Consider the following 15,598-nt stretch of genomic DNA (forward strand, 5'->3'; position numbering starts at 1 on the left):
AGGCCTATAGGGAAGGCGACGAGTCGTCTCAAGCCGTTTCCCCACATCTGTCAGCTTTGCCGGGTCACTATGCCGTGAGCCGTGACAATTCGCCCTCACCCTTGAAAGGGCTCAGTTTCCAGCGACGGCGGCCTTGGCCAGTTCCACGGCGACACGCAGGTCCACCTGGTCCAGCACGGCGTTCAGGCTGGCATCCTCGGAGTCGGGGCGATCCTCCCCTCCGGTCCGGGACAGGGCCCGCAGCGCATCGGCATCCCCCTGCCCGGCCAAATGGGCCAGTTTCAGGGCTTCCAGACGGTCCAGCAGGCGGTGACCGCGGCGGATCGCCCGGCGGCGACGCTCCTGCGGCCCCTCGACGCCCTCGACGCCCTGAAGCGCCATCAGCGAGGCGACACTGGTCGGGCCAGACATGGCCGCCACGCCGGACTTGGCACCGGCGGCGGACGCACCCGCCGCGCCGCCCAGGCTGAAGCCCCCCGCCGCCTGACCCGGGCGAGTCGGACGCGAGGCAGGGCCACTCGACTGCGGACCATTGATCTTCATGAACGGGCACTCCGGACCATGACCGATATCTGAGCCCACGAGGTGAGGGTTTGGTTAACGGCCCGGCAAAATCTGCTGGCCAGAAGCGTGCCGTCAACAGTCAAGCCCTTGTTTTTCCTCGCATCATGTTCCGGCATGGAATTGGCATGACGTAATCCGCAATTGTCAGGACCCTTTTCATGACGTCAGTTCTTGCCCGCCTCGCCTCCTGCCTCGCCGCCGGTGCCCTGGCGCTGGTCGCCCTGCCGCAGGCCGCCCAGGCCCAGTCGCGCATCAAGGACATCGTCTCCATCGAGGGGGTCCGCTCCAACCAGCTGGTCGGTTACGGACTGGTCGTCGGCCTGAACGGCACCGGTGACAATCTGCGCAACTGTCCCCTGACCCGCCAGTCACTGGAGGGCATGATGGAGCGTCAGGGCGTCAACATCCGCGGCGCCAACGCCAACACCAAGAACATCGCCGCCGTCATGGTCACGGCCGAACTGCCGCCGTTCGCCACGCCCGGCGCGCGCATCGATGTCTCGGTCTCGACCCTGTGCGACGCCAAGAGCCTGCTCGGCGGCACCGTCGTCGTTACCGCCCTGCAGGGCGCCGACGGCGAAGTCTATGCCGTGGCCCAGGGCTCGATCCAGACCGGCTCGCTGTCGGCCTCGGGCGCCTCGGGTTCGTCGATCACGCGCGGCGTGCCGACGGCCGGCCGCATCGCCGGCGGGGCCGTGGTCGAGCGCGAGACCGGCTTTGACCTGGGCCGTCAGGCCGAGGTCCGCCTGACCCTGCGCAACCCGGACTTCACCACCGCCCAGCGCGTCGCCTTTGCCATCAATGATGCCTATCCCGGCACCGCCTTTGCCGAGAACGGCACGGTCGTCACCGTGCGTGCGCCGCAGGGCTGGGGCATGGCCGGCTATCTCAGCCGGATCGAGAACCTGCCCGTCACGGTCGACGCCCCGGCCCGAGTGATCATCGACGAGGTCAACGGCGTGATCGTCATGGGCGAGGCCGTGCGGGTCTCCACCGTCGCCATCGCCCAAGGCAATCTGACCGTCACCGTTCAGGAAGACCCCTTCGTCAGCCAGCCCGCCCCCTTCAGCGACGGCGAGACTGTGGTCGTCCCGTCCTCCGTGGTCACGGTCGAGGAAGACCAGGGCACCCAGATGCGGATCGTCGGCGGCGGCGCCTCCCTGTCCAGCCTGGTCGCAGGCCTCAATGCCCTCGGCGTGACGCCCCGCGACATGATCAGCATCCTCCAGGCCATCAAGGCCGCCGGTGCCCTGCAAGCCGACATTGAGGTGATGTAGTCTCATGGCCGATCCGCTCACCCTCTCTCCTGACCTGCTCCGCCCGGTCCAGACCCCGCCCCTCCGCCAGGACCGCATGCGCGAGACGGCCGAGGACTTTGAGGCCTCCTTCATCGCCCAGATGCTGCGCCCCATGTTCGAGGGCCTGTCGACCGAAGCCCCTTTCGGCGGCGGGGAGGCCGAGACCACCTGGCGCTCGTTCCTGATCGACGAAATGGCCAAGCAAACCGTCCGCTCGGGCGGCATCGGCCTGGCCGATCAGGTCATGTCCACCATGCTCAAGATGCAGGAAGCCCCCTGATGAACGACACCTCGCTTGCCGTCACCGCCTCGGCGCGGGTTCGCCAGCTGATCGATCTGACCCAGTCGCTGACCCGCCGACTGTCCGACGAACTGGCCGCCTTCGAGGCCCAGCGCCCGCAGGACGTCGCCGCCGGCCTCGCCCAGACCCAGGAACTGGCCAACCGCTATCGCCGGGAATCGGCCCAGATCAAGGCCGACCCCTCGGGCCTCTCCCAGGCTCCGGCCGCCGATCGCATCGCCCTGATCAAGGCCACCGAAGCATTCGAGGCCATCCTTGGCCGCCACGCCCGCGCCGTCGAGGCCGCCCGTATCATCTCCGAAGGCCTGGTCCGCACCCTCGCCGCCGAGATCCGCGGCCAGCGCGGCGTCCCCAACGCCTACGGCGCCACCGGCCACGCCACCCCCACCGACGGCAGCGCCGTCGCCTTCAGCCGCTCCGCCTGACCGCAGGCGGCAACGCCGCGTTAACCGGACTTAACACCGGTTTCTTCAAGACTGACACGATAGATGGGGGGAATGGCGCTTAACAGTCGTCTTCTGGGTCTGGCCTTCGCTTCGGCGGACACTCTCGTCGAGATCGACGGCGAGGGGCGGATTGTGCTGGCCATGGGGGCGGCCCCGGCGACGGGGCACGCGCCGGAAGCGAACTGGACCGGGCGCACCCTGACCGATCTGTTCGAGCCGCGCAGTGCCGGGCGTCTGAAACAGGCGCTGGCCAATCTGACGCCGGGCAACCGCAGCGATCCGCTGGACCTGTTATACGATCTGGGCGACGGCGCATTCCGGCGCGTGCGATCACGGTTGTTCAGCCTGCCCGAACTGGCGCCGCACTGTTCGTGTGCCCTGACCTGGCAGGGCCAGCCTTTTTCGCTCGAGCCTACCGCCGACACGCCGCTGGTCACCCGCGACGACCTGATGCGTCAGACCAGCAGCCTGCTCGCGAAACAAGGGCCGGATCCGCTGACGCTGGCCTTTGTCGATGTCACCGGACTGGATCAGGTCGCTGGCGACCAGTTGGAGACGCTCAAGACTCGTTTGCACAGCGCCCTGCAGTCGGTCTCGGTCGACGGGACCTCGGCCTCCCATCTGGCCGGCAGCGCCTATGCCCTGTTGCGGCGGGATTCCGATGGGTCTGCGGTCGAGGACGCCATTCACAATGTCGCGGCGCTGGAAGGTGTCGATGTTAGCGCCGACATCCGTCAGGTCGAGTTGAGCCCCGGCGTGGACCGCCAGGCGACCTTGCGCGCCATGCGGCATGCGCTGGAAGTCTGTATAGCCAACGGCGCAATGGACGATCCGGACATCACGTTCAAGAATACGCTGGACCGCACCCTTGTGCAGATGGACAGCTTCCGCACCATGGTGAAGGCGCGCGACTTCGCCCTGCATTATCAGCCCATTGTCGATCTGAAGTCGGGCGTCACGCATCATTTCGAGGCCCTGGCGCGCATCCCTGGCTGTGACGGACCCGAGAGCACCATTCGTCTGGCCGAGACCCTGGCCCTGATCGAAAGCTTCGATCTGGTGGTTGCGGAAAAGGCGATCCAGCAGATGCTTCAGCCCGGCTATGGGCTGACGCGGGTGGCGGTCAATGTCTCGGCCGGGTCGCTGGCCACCGACACCTATGGCGAGGCCCTGATGCGACTGACGGCCAACCACGGCGACATTCGCCGACGGCTGAGCCTCGAGGTCACCGAAACGGCCACCATCCTCGACCTGCCCGGCACCCAGCGGCGTCTGGCGCGTCTGAGACAGGCGGGCTTCCGGGTGTTTCTGGATGACTTCGGCGTGGGGGCCTCGTCGTTCGACCATCTGAACCATCTGACGGTCGACGGGGTGAAGATCGACGGCGCCTTTGTCATGCGAGCCATCGAAGACGACAAGTCCCGCACCCTGATCCGTCATCTGGTCGAGATGTGCGGTGGCCTCGACCTCAAGACCGTGGCCGAGCGTGTCGAGACCGGCGAGGTCGCGGAGCTGATGCTGAAACTGGGCGTACATCTGGGCCAGGGCTGGTTTTTCGGCAAACCCGAGCCCCAGCCGCGCCTCGAACGGCCGACCCTCGCCGCCACCAGCCGCCGGCGCGGCGCCGTCGAGTCCTGGGGCTGAGGCTCAGCGCCGCGGCCCGCGCGAAACCCTAGCCCTCGCCGCCACCGAACCGGGCCGCCCATTCGGCGACCTGCTCGTCCTCGATCTTGCGGAACAGCACCTCGGCGGCCTGAACCGGGCGCCCGACCGGCACGCGCGCCAGCCAGTCCTCATCGGCGGACGGCCAGCCCAGGTCCGTCTCGCCGACGCTCGCGGCAATCTTCGGCGCGGTGAACGGCAGAACCGGTGCGGCCAGCCGCGCGAACAGGGCCACGAGGTTCAGCGCGAACCGCACCGCCGTCGCGGCCCGCTCCGGGTCGGTCTTGAACGCGGTCCAGGGGGCGGCGACCTGGAGATATTCGTTGCCGAGCACCCAGGCGGCCCGGATCGCCTGTGACGCCTTGCGGAACTCCATGGCCTCGAAGGCGGCGGTAGCCTCGGCAACCGCGGCGTCGATCTGGGTCTGTAAGGCACGGTCCTCGTCGGTCAGGGCCGCGCCCTCGGGTACGATCCCCCCGAATTTGGACTCGGTGAATTTGACGATCCGGTTGACGAAATTGCCCAGTACATCGGCCAGGTCCTTGTTGATCGCCGACTGGAACTGCTCCCAGGTGAAGGCCGAGTCCGAATGCTCGGGCCCATAGGCCGTCAGATACCAGCGCCAGTAATCGGCCGGCAGCAGGTCCAGCGCCTGATCCATGAAGACGCCCCGGCCCTGCGACGTCGAGAATTTGCCGCCGTACCAGTTCAGCCAGTTGAAGGCCTTCAGCGTATCGACCGTCTTCCACGGCTCACCCGAGCCCAGGATGGTCGCCGGGAATGACACCGTGTGGAAGGCGACATTGTCCTTGCCCATGAACTGGACATAGCGAACGTCGTCAGCCCCCTCGTCGGTGCGCCACCAGTCACGCCAGGTGCCGCCGGTCGCCTCGGCCCATTCCTGGGTCGCGCCGATATATTCGATCGGGGCATCGAACCATACGTAGAAGACCTTGCCCTCCATGCCCGGGCGCGGCCCGCCGTCCGGGCCGACCACCGGCACGCCCCATTTCAGGTCGCGAGTAATGCCGCGGTCGATCAGCCCCTCGTCCAGATGCTTGAGCGCAATGGAGCGCGCCAGCGTCTGCCAGTCCGATTTCGAGCTGATCCAGTCGCGGATGCGCCCCTCCAGCTTCGTCTGCAGCAGATACAGGTGGCGGGTATCCCGCACTTCGAGGTTCCGCGACCCCGATACGCTGGAATACGGATCCTTGAGGTCCATCGGGTCCAGCAGCCGCCCACAATTGTCGCACTGGTCGCCGCGCGCCTTTTCATAGGCACAGTGCGGGCAGGTGCCCTCGACATAGCGATCCGGCAGGAAGCGCCCGTCGTCGATCGAATAGATCATCTGATCGACGCGTTCCTCGATCAGACCGTTGTCCTCCAGCACTCTTGCGAAATGCTGGGTCAGGCGCCGGTTGGGCGCATTCGAGGACCGGCCAAACCAGTCATAGCTGAGGCCGAACGCCTCGCCCGCCGCCTTCTGGATCTGGTGCTGCTCGTCGCAATAGGTCCGCACGTCCTGACCGGCGGCGGCGGCGGCCAGCTCAGCCGGCGTCCCGTGCTCATCGGTGGCGCAGATGTAGAGGACCTCATGGCCCTGCCCCCGCTTGAACCGCGCCCAGACATCGGCGGGCAGCATCGACCCGGCCAGATTCCCCAGGTGCTTGATGCCGTTGATGTAGGGCAGCGCCGAGGTGATCAGAATGCGGGCCATGGGTGTCCGAACGCGTGACGAGTGGTGAGTGACGAGTGTTGAGCGGTTTAGTGGCGAGTGTGCCGGTATATCGCAACCTCCAAGTCCGACATTCCGGCTTTCGCAGGACCTGGCATCTTACCTCGGCACACGCCACTCGCCACTCGCCACTCTCTGCATCCGCCGTGCCACCCGGATGAACCGTCCGGTCAGCAGGGCCGAAGACACCAGGCTGGCGATGATGATGGCCCACACAAGACCGTCCACCCCCATGTGCGGGGCCAGCACCCAGCCCAGTGGCATCATCACGGCGCCATAGGCGGTGAAATGCATGATGGTCGGCCACCAGATGTCGCCCGCCGCGCGGTTGGCCTGGGCCGCCACCGCCTGAATGCCGTCGGCGACGAAGAACAGGGTCGCCAGCACCAGCGCCGGCACCGCGATCGCGATCAGCGCCGGATCGCGGCTGTAGGCCCCGATCAGCAGCGGCGCGGTCGGCCAGACGATCAGGGCTATGGCCAGCGTCAGGGTCGAGATCACCGCCAGACTGACCAGACCCGCGCGCATCACCCCCTGCGCATCCGCCGCGCCGAACGCCCGCCCGACCAGCACGGCGGCGGCTGACGACAGGCCCATGGGGATCATGAAGACGATGGCCGAAATGTTCAGCACCACCGCCCAGGCGGCGGTCTCGTTCGTGCCCAGCCGCCCGGCGATCAGGGTCATCAGGGCAAAGGCCCCGACCTCGATGAAATAGGAACTGCCGGCGCCATAGCCGACCTTACGCTGCTCGGCCTCGGCCAGCGGATCACGCGGCGCCTTGCGGAAGATGCCCAGTGCCCGGGCCTCGGGCAGCCGCACGATATAGACGATCAGAAACACGGCCAGCGCCGCCCGCGCAAAGAAGGTCGCCCACGACGACGCCAGCGCCCCGTCGACGCCCAGCCCCAGCAGGTCCGGCACCAGCAGCAGGTTCAGCGCCAGATTGACGCCATTGGCCACCCACATGGCGACCATGCCCGGCTTGGGTTTGCCCAGCGCCTCGAGAAAGAACTGCGCCGCCACACTGACCAGATAGGCGGGCATCGACAGCGAAAAGACCAGCAGCGGCAGGCGTGCGCCCTCCGCGAGGCCATCCTCAAGCCCGATCGACGCCAGTCCCCACGGCCCGACCAGCATCAGGCCGATCATCGACCCCCCGCCCAGCCACAGCGAATAGACCAGCCCCCGCCGCAGCACCGCGCCGACGTCGCCGCGACGCCCCTCGCCCAGCCGCCGCGCCGTCATCACCTGCACCCCCAGCAGCAGGCCGACGGCCGTCGTGATCACGATCGAGGTCGGCGTCCACGCCAGGGTGTGAAACGCCAGTTCGGTGCTCGAGAAATTGCCGACCACAATGGCATCGGTCAGGCCCATGACCATGATGCCGATGCGCGCCAGCACCACCGGCCACGCAAGGGTCAGCAGGTCGCGCAGGACGGTTCGGGACGGGGGACTGATGGCGAACATGGAAGCGGGCTAAGGCCACGCTTTCACCGTCCGGGTCAACAGGCGACCGACCTACCAAGCCCCCATTTCGCGCAATTGTTTCGCCAGCTCGGGTGGCAGGTCGCCGGCGTCCATGGTCGACAGGTCGGGCGGCGCGTCCTTGGGCTCCAGATAACGCCAGCCCTGAAACGGCCGCCGGGCCTGGGGCGCCGTGCGGATCACCTCGGGTGCCAGCTGGATCAGGCATTGCGAGGTCTTGCCCTCGCCCCGCGTGGTGATGTCGACGATCGGCATGCGGCAGACGACCGAGCCCTTCATCACCCAGTACAGCGAGCCGCCGTCCTCAAGCTCGGTGGCGCGCTTGGGCGTCATGCGGGTATGCACCGTCAGCCAGTCGCCCTTGGCCGCGCGCCGTTCCAGCGTCTCGACCTTGGCCACCCCGACGCACAGTTTGATCATATGAAGCGGCATCAGGCGAGGTAGGCCAGCGTGTCTGCGCGAGCAAGCCTGACCGTTCGAAACGCGGGAACCATCGAGGTCAAGACCCCTGTGACATCTCGCGACCCACTGTGATCATCGTGTTGCCGAGCGTCTGCATCTCCCGACCGCAGCGCGGAGCGGCACGCTCGATCATCGCTCCGATCTCCGCGTCAGTGTAGGTGGATGCCCAAGTGTAGAACCGCCGGACCTGATCGGTACCTGGATTGCGGCCCTCCAGGCGCCCGAGGTAGTAGACCATTCCAACGGACCCGCTCACCTGTTCGGCCGGATCGCTGGCCATCAAGGCGAACAGCGCGATACACTCCAGATCATTGCGATCAGCTTGCGATACGGGGTCCTGCAGTGCAATAGTCGGCGAAGATACCGACAGACTTGCGGCCATAATCAGGCTTGAAATCAGAGACGACACAGGTTCACTCCTTCACTGTGACGACCGCCAGAACCGCATCGGCCCCGACCTGATCGCCCACGCTAAAGCCGATGCTCTCGACGATGCCATCATAGGGCGCGGTCAGGGCCTGTTCCATCTTCATCGCCTCGATGACGACCACAGGCTGACCCTTTTTCACCGGATCGCCCGCCTTGACCGGCACCGCCACCACCTTGCCCGGCATCGGCGCACGGAGCGAGCCGTCGGAGGCAGGGCCTGTGGCGCCGGCGCCGGCGCTGAGCCAGTCCCGGACTTCCACTGCATCCCCAGCATCGAACAAGACCGTCGCGTCCGCACTTTCCATTGTGGAAATCAGTTCGTCGTCAACCCAGATCCCACTCGAAAGACGGTCAGGGTGCAGGCCACCCGGTGCGATCTTGAAGGCCTCTCCGTCGATCGCCCCAAGGTACCACCCCGAGTAGCCGGACCGCTGCTGAGTCAGCACTGCTTCTCGCCGGGCTCCTTCAACTGACCCCACAGCCCTCATTTCAAAAGGCCCGTTCAGCCGAAACCCCATGCTGGTTCCACGCCAACCCGCCCAAGGCGAAGTTTCCTCCTCCCGGGGAAGATGGGAAGACCGCCGACGTTCCTCAAAGCGCTCGGCGAGACCAGCCGCTATCACAGCGGGGCGGATGCGCCGTTCCGTCAGCGTGGTGATCTCGGTCGCAATCAGCCCCGTATCGACATCTCCCGACACAAACCGCGGGTGCTCCATACACCGCACCAGAAAGCCCGCATTGGTCCGCACGGGCCAGACCTCGACCGCGCCGCAGGCCTCGGCCAGCGCCTCGGCGGCCTCTTCGCGCGTGTCTTCGTGGACGATCAGCTTGGCGATCATCGGGTCATAGAACTGGCTGACCTCGCCGCCCTGTTCGACGCCGGTATCGACCCGCACATCCTCGGGCAGGTGGAAATGCTCCAGCCTGCCGATCGAGGGCAAAAAGCCATTGGCCGGATCCTCGGCATACAGCCGCGCCTCCATGGCCCAGCCGTGGATGCCGATCTCGTCCTGTTTCAGCGGGATCGGCTCACCCGCAGCCACGCGCAGCTGCCATTCGACCAGATCAACGCCCGTGATCGCCTCGGTCACCGGGTGTTCGACCTGCAGCCGGGTGTTCATCTCCATGAACCAGATGCGGTCCGCCCGCAGGCCCTCACTGGCATCGGCGATGAACTCGATGGTCCCCGCCCCCTCATAGTTGACGGCCTGTGCCGCCCGCACGGCGGCGGCGGTCACGGCCTCGCGCGTCTCGGCGTCCATGCCGGGGGCCGGAGCCTCCTCGATGACCTTCTGGTGGCGACGCTGCAGCGAACAGTCGCGCTCGTTCAGGTGCACGACCGTGCCGTGGGTGTCGCCAAACACCTGCACCTCGATATGGCGCGGCCGGGTGATGTAGGTCTCGATCAGCACGCGGGGATCGCCGAACGACGACTGGCCCTCGCGCTGGGCGCTGCCCAGGGCGTCGGCGAAGTCCTCGGCCCGGTCGACCCGGCGCATACCCTTGCCACCGCCGCCGGCCACGGCCTTGATCAGCACCGGATAGCCGATGCGGTCAGCCTCGGCCTTCAAGGTTTCGGCCGCCTGGTCCTCGCCCTGATAGCCGGGGGTGACCGGCACGCCCGCCTCGATCATCAGTTTCTTGGCCGCGTCCTTCAACCCCATGGCGCGGATCGACGCCGGGGGCGGCCCGATCCAGACCAGCCCCGCCGCCTTCACCGCCTCGGCAAAGTCGGCATTCTCGGACAGGAAGCCATAGCCCGGATGGATGGCCTCGGCCCCCGTCGCCTTCGCGGCGGCCAGCACCTTGGCCCCGTCCAGATAGGATTCGCTGGCCTGCGCCGGGCCCAGCAGCACCGCCTCATCGGCCATGCGCACATGCGGGGCCTTGGCATCGGCCTCGGAATAGACGGCGATGGTGCGTAGGCCGATGGCCCGGGCGGTGCGGAATACCCGGCAGGCGATCTCGCCCCGATTGGCGACCAGTACAGACTTGAACATCAGCGCGTCCTATTCCGCCCAGCGCGGCTTGCGCTTGTCGAGGAAGGCGCGGACGCCCTCCTGGCCCTCTTTCGACACCCGGGCGCGGGCGATGCGGTGGGCGGTGTCTTCCATCAGCGAATGATCGACCTTGTGGTGGGCGACGTCGTGGACCAGCCGCTTGGCATTCCCCATCGCACCCGGTGCGCAGGCCGCCAGCGACCCGCTCAGCTGGCTGATGAAGCCGTCCAGCGCGGCGGCGTCGGGCACCACCGCATCCACCAGCCCGACATGGGCGGCATAGTCGGCATCGAACATATTGGCCGTCAGGAACAGGGCGCGGGCCCGGCGCGCGCCGACCGCCTCGATCACATAGGGGGCGATGGTCGCCGGGATCAGGCCCAGCTTGACCTCGCTGAAGGCGAACTTGGTGCCCCTGACCGCCACGGCCATATCGCAGGCCGCGACAATGCCCGCGCCGCCGCCCATGGCCGCGCCCTCGACCAGGGCCACCGTCAGCGCCGGCACGTCGTGCAGGGCCTTCAGCATCTTCGCCAGACCCATGGCGTCCGAGCGATTGTCGCTCTCGGACCAGTCCGCTGCTGCGGCCATCCACGTCAGGTCGGCCCCCGCGCTGAACGTCCCGCCCGCGCCGCGCACAAACACCACCCGGATATGGTCGGCCCCGTGCAGGGTCTCGAACGCCTGATACAGGGCGCCGATGGTCCGGGCGTCGAAGGCGTTCTTCTTGTCCGGCCGGTTGATGGTGATGAACACCGCCCCGTCCTGCGTCGACTCGATCGTCACCAGATCGCTGACGGCATCCGTATCCGCCCCCGCCACCATGGGGTGGGCAATGCGGTTCATCTCCCGCGCCTCGGCATCGGTGATGTCCATGGCGTTAAGGTCGGCGTCGGTGGGGGTGGTGTCGGGCATATCAGCGCCTTTCAGTGGCCTGCTCCCGGGGGCGCAGGCAGGAAAACTTACATCCGGAACACGCCGAACGGCGTGTCGGGGATCGGGGCATTGAGGCTGGCGCTGATGGCCAGCCCCAGCACGTCGCGGGTCTGGATTGGGTCGATGACGCCATCATCCCACAAACGCGCGGTGGCGTAATAGGGATTGCCCTCATCCTCATATTTCTGGCGGATCGGCGCCTTGAAGGCCTCGGCCTGATCCTCGGTCCAGCTGTCGGCGTCGCGGTGCACGGTCGCCAGCACACTGGCCGCCTGCTCGCCGCCCATCACCGAGATGCGGCTGTTCGGCCAGGTGAACAGGAAGCGCGGGGAATAGGCCCGGCCGCACATGCCATAGTTGCCGGCCCCGAAACTGCCGCCGATCAAAACGGTGAATTTCGGCACCTCGGCACTGGCCACGGCGGTCACCAGCTTGGCGCCGTTCTTGGCGATACCCTCGGCCTCATATTTGCCGCCGACCATGAAGCCCGAAATGTTCTGCAGGAACACCAGCGGGATCTTGCGCTTGCAGGCCAGCTGGATGAAGTGCGCGCCCTTCAGCGCACTCTCCGAGAACAGCACACCGTTGTTGGCCAGGATGGCGACCGGATAGCCCCAGATGCGGGCAAAACCGCACACCAGCGTCGTGCCATAGTCGCGCTTGAACTCATCAAACTCGGAGCCGTCGACCGTGCGGGCAATCACCTCGCGCACATCATAGGGGGCGCGCACATCGTCGGGGATAATGCCATACAGCTCGTCCGGGTCCAGCGCGGGCGGGCGCGGCTCGCGCACATCCAGCGGCACATCCTTGACCGTGTTCAGATTGGCGACGATCGAGCGCACGATTTCCAGCGCGTGTTCGTCATTCTCGGCCACATGGTCGACCACGCCCGACTTGCGACCATGGGTGTCGGCCCCGCCCAGATCCTCGGCCGAGATGACCTCGCCGGTCGCGGCCTTCACCAGCGGCGGGCCGGCCAGGAAGATGGTGCCCTGATTGCGCACGATCACCGTCTCGTCCGACATGGCGGGCACATAGGCCCCGCCCGCCGTGCAGCTGCCCATGACACAGGCGATCTGGGGAATGTCGCGCGCGCTCATCCGCGCCTGGTTGAAGAAGATGCGCCCGAAATGCTCGCGGTCGGGAAACACCTCGGCCTGGTGCGGCAGGTTGGCCCCGCCCGAATCGACCAGATAGACGCACGGCAGTCGGTTCTGCTCGGCCACCTCCTGCGCGCGCAGGTGTTTCTTGACCGTCATCGGGAAGTAGGCGCCGCCCTTCACCGTCGGGTCATTGGCGACGATCATCACCTCGCGGCCCGACACCCGACCGATCCCGCAGATCATGCCGGCACCCGGGGCCTGATCGTCATACATGCCGAACGCCGCCAGCTGGCCGATCTCGAGGAAGGGCGAACCCGGATCCAGCAGCCGCTCCACCCGGTCGCGAGGCAACAGCTTGCCCCGGCTGACGTGCCGCTCGCGCGACTTGTCCGAGCCGCCCCGCGCCGTCACCGCGACCCGCTCGGCCAGCTGGTCGCGCAGGCGCCGGTTGGTGCTCTCCAGCGCCTTGAAGGCCGGACTGGACGGATCGATCGCAGAGGTCAGCTTGGGCATGCCCCTCCTTTAGGCAGCTTTCCCCGGATGGGCAAAGGGGACGAAAGTCACGACGGCGCGGATGACCGCACCCCCGGGAATCTGGCATAAGGCGTCATGGCCAAGGCGCGCACAGACACTCTTGAAGCGGCACTGCAGCAGCTGTTCACGGGCGGAGAGACGACGCATGTCAGCTGGTTCGCCCTGACCGGCGGGGAACAGCTGTTCGGCGAGGGCGCCCCGGCCGACACCCTTTATCTGGTGCGCTCCGGCCGTCTGGGTGTCTTCTGCCACGATGGGGATGACCAGGCCCCCCGGTTCCTCGGCGTCGTCCGGCCGGGCGAACCGGTCGGCGAAATGTCCATGCTGGCCGGCACACCCCACACCGCCAGCGTCGTCGCCCTGCGCGATTCCGAAATCCTGGCCCTGCCGCGCGAGACCTTCTTCGAGGCCGCCCGCAGTCAGCCGGACCTGATGGTCGAGCTGTCGCGCCTGATGATCCGCCGCTCGCGTGACCAGAATCTGGGCGGCGGCGAACCCAGTGTTTTCGGCTTCATCTCGGCCCGGTCCAAGCCGATCCGCGCCTTCGTCGAGCGCATCGCCGCCTCGATCCAGGCCCAGGGCTTCACCTGCAAGGTCATCGACCATTCGGCCCTCAGCTCGGTCGCCGAATGGTTCAGTCGCGTCGAGGACAGCCACGACTTTGTCCTCTATGTCGCTGAGGCGGATGAGCCCGCCTGGGCCCAGCTGTGCACCCGACAGGTCGACCGCCTGTTCATCGTCGGTAATCCCCTGACCACGCCGCCCGGCGCCAATCTGCCGCGCAATCCGGCGCTGGATGCCCAGCAGCGCACCGACCTGATACTGCTGCGCGACCCGCGCATGCCCCGCCCGGCCAACACCGGCGTCTGGCTGGACTCGGTCAGGCCGGGCCGCTGGTTCCACGCCACAGACGGCAATGCTGCCGACGCCGCCCGCATGGCGCGGATCGTCACCGGCACGGCGGTCGGACTGGTCCTGTCGGGGGGCGGCGCCCGGGCCTATGCCCACATCGGCGCCATCAAGGCCCTGCGCGAGGCGCGCGTGCCGCTCGACTTCCTCGGCGGGTCGTCCATGGGCGCCATCATCGCCGCCGGCCCGGCCCTCGGCTGGTCGCAGGACGAGCTGGAAGACGAGATCAAGCGCGCCTTTGTCGCCAGCGACCCCCTGTCGGACATCACCTTTCCGATGATCGCCATGACCCGCGCGGGCAAGGTCGCGCGCCTGCTGCGCAATGCCTATGGCGACACCGAGATCGCCGACATGCCCCTGCCCTTCTTTGCCGTCTCGACCAATCTGACGACCGGCCGGATCGAGGTGCACAAGCGCGGCCTGCTGCGCCGTGCCATGCGGGCTACCATCGCCATCCCCGGCGTCATGCCGCCCGTGGTCATGCACGATCAGGTGCTGGTCGACGGCGCGGTCCTGCGCAACTTCCCGGCCGAGACCATGCGCCAGATGAACGCCGGGCCGGTCGTCGGCGTGGACATGTCTCAGGCGCGCGGCGTCGATCCTGCGGCGCTTCAGAACCCGCCCTCATGGTGGCGCTGGATCCTGTCCGGCGACTGGAAGAACGGCCCGCCGATCGTGGCCCTGCTGATGCGGGCCGCCACCCTGACCAGCGACGCCGATGTGGAAACCTCGCGCAAGGCCACCGACCTGCTGATCCAGCCCGAGCCCGAGGGCATGGATATCCGCGACTGGAAGGCCTACGACATCCCCGTCCAGGCGGGGTATGAGGCGGCCCGAAAGGCACTGGACGAACTGGACGGCCCGGTCACTGACCTGCGCCGCAGCCGCATCCGCGAAGCCGAAGAGGCCGAAATCCTCATCGCGCCCGCGCCAGCAGAAACAGCCTCGGGAAAGGCAAAAGCGTCACGCCGTCAGGCCGCCTCGGGAACGCCCGGCTGAGCGCCTCGCCCAGCGCCTCCAGATAGCCGGCCTGCAGCTCTGGCGTCCCGGCCAACGCGGTCAGATACGGCCTCAGCGCCGTGCCGGACATCCAGTTGAGGACCGCATCCTCCCCCGTCAGGGCGTGCAGATAGGTGGTCGACCAGATGTCGATGTCGTCGCACCTCCCGGCCAGCCGGTCGTAATAGGCCCCGGCCGACAGCAGGGGCGCAATCGTCGGCACGTCCTGCAAGGCTCCCGCCCACGGCCCCTCGGTCGCCACCTGTCGCATCAGGGTGTGGTGGCGGGTCTCGAACGCCATCGGCATCTGCACGGCCAGCACCCCGCGCGGGGCCAACTGTCCCGCCAGCGCGGGGAACAGCGCCCCGTGGTCGCCGACCCACTGCAGCGCGGCATTGGCGAAGATCAGGTCGACCGGCAGCTCCGGTGCCCATGCAGCGATGTCGCCCTGATGCCAGTGGACCGTGTCGTCCCGCGCCCCGGCGCCCGCCAGCATGTCGGCGCTCCGATCCAGTCCATGCACTTCGGCTCGGGGATAGCGGCGCTTCAGCAGGCTGGCGTGATGGCCGTCGCCACAGCCCAGATCCCAGATGACGCCGGGGTCCAGATCGTCGGGCAGTCGCACCAGCAGGTCCAGCGCAGCGCGATCGCGCTCGGCCTCGAACCGGGCGTAGGTGTCGGGATCCCATTGTACGGGGTCGGAAGCGGCGCTCGTCATCGCGACAGCCT

Annotated in this window: 14 protein-coding genes; 5 read left to right on the top strand and 9 right to left on the bottom strand. The window is 67.5% G+C overall.

All coding sequences use genetic code 11. From position 1 onward, the window contains the following. Nucleotides 1-111 precede the first annotated feature (111 nt). Nucleotides 112-543, bottom strand: a complete 432-nt coding sequence (locus EG854_RS06365; protein ID WP_123287017.1) for a flagellar assembly protein FliX — start codon at nt 541-543, stop codon at nt 112-114. Between the two features lie 161 nt (nt 544-704). Between EG854_RS06365 and EG854_RS06370 the strand changes: the two genes are divergently transcribed. The 4 genes from EG854_RS06370 to EG854_RS06385 all read left to right on the top strand — a co-directional run bounded on the left by EG854_RS06370 (nt 705) and on the right by EG854_RS06385 (nt 4,253). Continuing rightward, on the top strand, nt 705-1,841 hold the full coding sequence (locus EG854_RS06370) for a flagellar basal body P-ring protein FlgI (protein WP_241153168.1): 1,137 nt from the start codon (nt 705-707) through the stop codon (nt 1,839-1,841). A gap of 4 nt (nt 1,842-1,845) precedes the next feature. After that, a complete protein-coding gene (locus EG854_RS06375) occupies nt 1,846-2,142 on the top strand; it encodes a rod-binding protein (protein WP_123287021.1) in 297 nt (98 codons plus the stop codon). Beyond that, nucleotides 2,142-2,588, top strand: coding sequence for a flagellar basal-body protein FlbY (locus tag EG854_RS06380; RefSeq protein WP_123287023.1), 447 nt, complete (start codon nt 2,142-2,144; stop codon nt 2,586-2,588). Before EG854_RS06375 ends, EG854_RS06380 begins: the two co-directional genes overlap by 1 nt. A gap of 72 nt (nt 2,589-2,660) precedes the next feature. Beyond that, nucleotides 2,661-4,253, top strand: a complete 1,593-nt coding sequence (locus EG854_RS06385) for an EAL domain-containing protein (RefSeq protein ID WP_164461903.1) — start codon at nt 2,661-2,663, stop codon at nt 4,251-4,253. A 28-nt stretch (nt 4,254-4,281) separates the two neighbouring features. Here EG854_RS06385 and metG read toward each other — a convergent pair whose 3' ends face one another. The 7 genes from metG to EG854_RS06420 all read right to left on the bottom strand — a co-directional run bounded on the left by metG (nt 4,282) and on the right by EG854_RS06420 (nt 12,940). Then, nucleotides 4,282-5,988, bottom strand: coding sequence for a methionine--tRNA ligase (gene metG / locus EG854_RS06390; protein WP_123287027.1), 1,707 nt, complete (start codon nt 5,986-5,988; stop codon nt 4,282-4,284). A gap of 117 nt (nt 5,989-6,105) precedes the next feature. Beyond that, nucleotides 6,106-7,476 carry an MATE family efflux transporter gene (locus EG854_RS06395; protein WP_123287029.1) on the bottom strand — a complete coding sequence of 457 codons (1,371 nt, stop codon included), beginning with the start codon at nt 7,474-7,476 and terminating at the stop codon, nt 6,106-6,108. Between the two features lie 51 nt (nt 7,477-7,527). Continuing rightward, complete coding sequence (locus EG854_RS06400; protein WP_123287031.1) at nt 7,528-7,926, bottom strand: DUF1489 family protein; 399 nt, start codon at nt 7,924-7,926, stop codon at nt 7,528-7,530. A gap of 67 nt (nt 7,927-7,993) precedes the next feature. Next, complete coding sequence (locus tag EG854_RS06405) at nt 7,994-8,365, bottom strand: hypothetical protein (RefSeq protein ID WP_164461904.1); 372 nt, start codon at nt 8,363-8,365, stop codon at nt 7,994-7,996. 4 nt (nt 8,366-8,369) lie between these two features. After that, nucleotides 8,370-10,385 carry an acetyl/propionyl/methylcrotonyl-CoA carboxylase subunit alpha gene (locus EG854_RS06410; RefSeq protein ID WP_123287035.1) on the bottom strand — a complete coding sequence of 672 codons (2,016 nt, stop codon included), beginning with the start codon at nt 10,383-10,385 and terminating at the stop codon, nt 8,370-8,372. 9 nt (nt 10,386-10,394) lie between these two features. Continuing rightward, nucleotides 10,395-11,300 (bottom strand): enoyl-CoA hydratase-related protein, encoded by a 906-nt coding sequence (locus EG854_RS06415; protein WP_123287037.1) that lies wholly within the window; start codon nt 11,298-11,300, stop codon nt 10,395-10,397. Nucleotides 11,301-11,347: 47 nt separating this feature from the next. Next, entirely contained in the window at nt 11,348-12,940 is a 1,593-nt protein-coding gene (locus EG854_RS06420; protein ID WP_123287038.1) for a carboxyl transferase domain-containing protein, read from the bottom strand. A 96-nt stretch (nt 12,941-13,036) separates the two neighbouring features. On the opposite strand from EG854_RS06420, the gene EG854_RS06425 reads away from it, so the two are divergent. Further along, a complete protein-coding gene (locus tag EG854_RS06425) occupies nt 13,037-14,869 on the top strand; it encodes a patatin-like phospholipase family protein (RefSeq protein WP_123287040.1) in 1,833 nt (610 codons plus the stop codon). On the opposite strand, the gene EG854_RS06430 is transcribed toward EG854_RS06425, so the two are convergent. Then, nucleotides 14,787-15,587 (bottom strand): methyltransferase domain-containing protein, encoded by an 801-nt coding sequence (locus EG854_RS06430; protein WP_123287042.1) that lies wholly within the window; start codon nt 15,585-15,587, stop codon nt 14,787-14,789. The genes EG854_RS06425 and EG854_RS06430 overlap by 83 nt on opposite strands. Between the last annotated feature and the right edge of the window lie 11 nt (nt 15,588-15,598).

The organism is Brevundimonas halotolerans, from assembly GCF_003730275.1.
GTDB lineage: Bacteria > Pseudomonadota > Alphaproteobacteria > Caulobacterales > Caulobacteraceae > Brevundimonas > Brevundimonas halotolerans.